Origin of the sequence: Phormidium pseudopriestleyi FRX01 (assembly GCF_017313335.1) — a bacterium.
Taxonomy (GTDB): Bacteria; Cyanobacteriota; Cyanobacteriia; order Cyanobacteriales; family Laspinemataceae; genus Laspinema; species Laspinema pseudopriestleyi.
The window spans coordinates 1-3,329 of sequence record NZ_JAFLQW010000079.1 but is presented as its reverse complement, the minus strand read 5'-3'; the positions used below and the strand labels follow the sequence as shown (position 1 = coordinate 3,329).

General features: G+C 48.2%; 2 protein-coding genes. Both read left to right on the top strand.

Annotated elements, in window-relative coordinates:
* The coding region (locus J0895_RS03340; protein ID WP_207086714.1) for a hypothetical protein at positions 1 to 232 on the top strand (232 nt) is incomplete at its 5' end.
* A 273-nt stretch (positions 233 to 505) separates the two neighbouring features.
* Positions 506 to 3,136 (top strand): alanine--tRNA ligase, encoded by a 2,631-nt coding sequence (gene alaS, locus J0895_RS03335; protein WP_207086713.1) that lies wholly within the window; start codon positions 506 to 508, stop codon positions 3,134 to 3,136.
* Positions 3,137 to 3,329: the final 193 nt, after the last annotated feature.

Below are 3,329 nucleotides of genomic sequence, written 5' to 3'. Positions count from 1 at the left end.
TTTACTTATTGGTACGGTAATTGGGGTGCCTCAAGTTAAAGACAATCTCAGTAAGACTACGGAATTTGCTAGTTCAAATCATACCAATCCTGTTAAATCAGTCCCTCAACCCAATCCGGATGAGAAAAAATGTACGATTCCTCGGGGTACCGGGAGAAGAGATGACTGTTCTACTGAAGCATTTACACAACCCAGTTCCCAGGAGATGAAAACCGACGCTTTGGCCGGTTAATGAATATCAAATTGAGTGGAATGGTTAAACTCAGTAGATCATCTACTGGGTTTTTTCAGGGTGGGGAATTATCTCTTGAGTGATGTTCTTACCCTTGAGAAAGGACATCAGGAGGTGATGCTGTCCGATCGCCTCTGATCCATTCCCCAGTCCCACGGATTCAAGGACCCTAACCCCTGCTGATCTCTGTTCAAGGGACGGAGGTAGCGATCGCCTCTCAACGAATGCAACAATAGAATACCTGTTCACTCAATGAAAGTCGTTAACTAACTCATGCCTGCTGTTCCTGAATCCCTCTCCGGTAACCAAATCCGCGACAAATTTCTCAATTTCTATGCCGCTAGGGGTCATCAAATCCTGCCGAGTGCCTCTTTAGTCCCAGAAGACCCCACGGTTTTACTGACGATCGCCGGGATGCTGCCGTTTAAACCCATCTTTCTCGGACAGCGCACTCCCGATTTTCCTCGCGCTACCACGTCCCAAAAGTGCATCCGCACCAATGATATCGAAAATGTGGGACGCACCGCCCGCCATCATACCTTTTTTGAGATGTTGGGCAATTTTAGCTTTGGGGACTACTTCAAAGAACAGGCGATCGCCTTTGCCTGGGAACTCTCCACCCAAGTCTATGGACTCCCTGCCAGTCGCATTGTCGTTAGTGTCTTCCGCGAAGATGACGAAGCATTCAACATCTGGCGGGACAAAATCGGCATTCCCCCCCATCGGATTAAGCGGATGGACGAAGCGGATAATTTCTGGGCATCCGGTCCCACGGGTCCCTGTGGTCCTTGTTCAGAATTGTATTATGACTTTCATCCCGAACTCGGGGATGACAACCTTGATTTAGAAGATGATACCCGCTTCATCGAATTCTATAACCTGGTGTTCATGCAGTACAACCGGGATGCTGAAGGCAATCTCACTCCGTTAGCGAAAAAGAATATTGACACCGGATTAGGGTTGGAACGGATGGCGCAAATCCTCCAAAAAGTTCCCAACAATTATGAAACAGACCTGATTTTTCCGATTGTCAAAAAAGCGGCGGATATTGCGGGAATTGATTACGCCACTGCGGATGAAAAAACCAAAGTTTCTCTGAAGGTGATTGGGGACCATTCTCGCGCTGTGGTTCAGATGATTGCTGATGGGATTACCGCGTCTAATATTGGCCGAGGGTATATCCTGCGTCGGTTAATTCGTCGGGTGGTGCGTCATGGACGATTAATTGGGATTGAGGGGGTGTTTACTGCCGAGGTGGCAGAAGCGGCGATCGCCCTGGGAGAAGGGGCCTATCCCAATCTGCGCGATCGCGAGGCGAGTCTGAAGGCGGAACTGCAACGGGAAGAAACAAGGTTTTTGGAAACCCTGGAACGGGGTGAGAAACTGTTAGCAGAATTGATGGAGAAAAACCCCCAAGAAATTACCGGACGGGATGCGTTTATCCTTTATGATACTTATGGGTTCCCCTTAGAGTTGACCCAAGAAATTGTGGAAGAACGGGGAATTACTGTGGAATTACCTGGGTTTGATGCGGCAATGGAAGAACAACGGATGAGATCGCAAGCGGCCCATGAAACCATTGACCTCACGGTTCAAGGCAGTTTAGATAAACTCGCTGAACATATCAACGCCACGGAATTTTTAGGCTATTCTGAACCTATGACTACCTCAGAAGTAACGGTGATTTTGATGGAGGGGAACTCTGTTGAATCTGCTACTGCTGGCGATCGCGTGCAGGTGGTGTTAGACAAAACGCCATTTTATGCCGAATCCGGGGGACAAATTGGCGATCGGGGATTTCTCTCGGGTCAAGATAGTTTAGTGCGCGTGGAAGAGGTGAAAAAGGAATCGGATTTCTTTGTGCATTTCGGACGGATTGAACGGGGAAGCATCTCTGTAGGCGATCGCATTACTGCCCAAATTGACGGCAGTTGTCGTCGTCGTGCTCAAGCCAATCATACCGCAACTCACTTACTCCAAGCAGCGTTAAAACTGATTGTGGATGAGGGAATTTCTCAGGCGGGTTCCTTAGTAGATTTTGACCGTTTGCGGTTTGATTTCAACTGTCCTCGTGCTCTAACTCCGGAGGAGTTAAAACAAGTTGAGGACCGGGTGAATACTTGGATTGCGGAAGCACATCAAGCCCAAATTGAGACGATGGGACTGACGGAGGCGAGGGCAAAAGGAGCGATCGCCATGTTTGGTGAGAAATATGCCGATGAAGTGCGAGTGATTGATTTTCCCGGCGTTTCAATGGAATTGTGCGGAGGAACTCATGTGAGTAATACCGCTGAAATTGGCGCGTTTAAGATTGTCTCGGAATCTGGGGTTGCCTCTGGGGTGCGACGGATTGAAGCGGTAGCGGGACCGGCGATTTTGGACTATTTGGAAGTGCGCGATCGCGTGGTGAGGGAATTGAGCGATCGGTTTAAGGTCAAACCCGAGGAAATCTGCGATCGTATCGATAGTATTCAAGGGGAATTGAAAGCCACCCAAAAGCAATTAGAATCCCTGAAAGCCGAATTAGCGATTGTTAAATCCGAGCAATTACTATCAACTGCTGAATCCATTGGAGAGTTTAAACTGATTGTTGCCAATCTCGGTGAAGTGGATGCGGATGCGTTAAAAACTGCTGCAGAACGGTTACTCCAAAAACTCGGAAATGGCGCAGTAGTTTTAGGGTCAGTTCCCAGTCCCGATAAAGTCAGTTTAGTGGCTGCCTTTAGCAAAGAAGTGAATGCCAAAGGATTGCAAGCGGGTAAATTTATTGGCGCAATTGCCAAAATTTGCGGTGGCGGTGGCGGTGGACGTCCTAATCTGGCGCAAGCGGGGGGACGGGACCCAAACCAGTTAAAACAAGCATTAGAGACGGCTAAAACCCAGTTAAAAGAAGGGTTGCAGTAACGTCAATTGGGTGGGCTTTTGCCCACCCTTGTAGCCAATTTCGGTGCAAAAAATCAGGCGATCGCTTGTGATTTGTTTTGTGAGCTAAAGAAACCGGGTTTCTTTCACAAATTTACCTGGAAGGGACAAAATTTAACGCAGAAACCCGGTTTCTGAGTCCTTTGCAGTAGGTTAGAAACCGGGTTTCTTTCAT

What these genes read in the sequence shown, in the direction of transcription:
- alaS (WP_207086713.1), top strand. Translation starts at nt 506, where the DNA reads ATGCCTGCTGTTCCTGAATCCCTCTCCGGTAACCAAATCCGCGACAAA.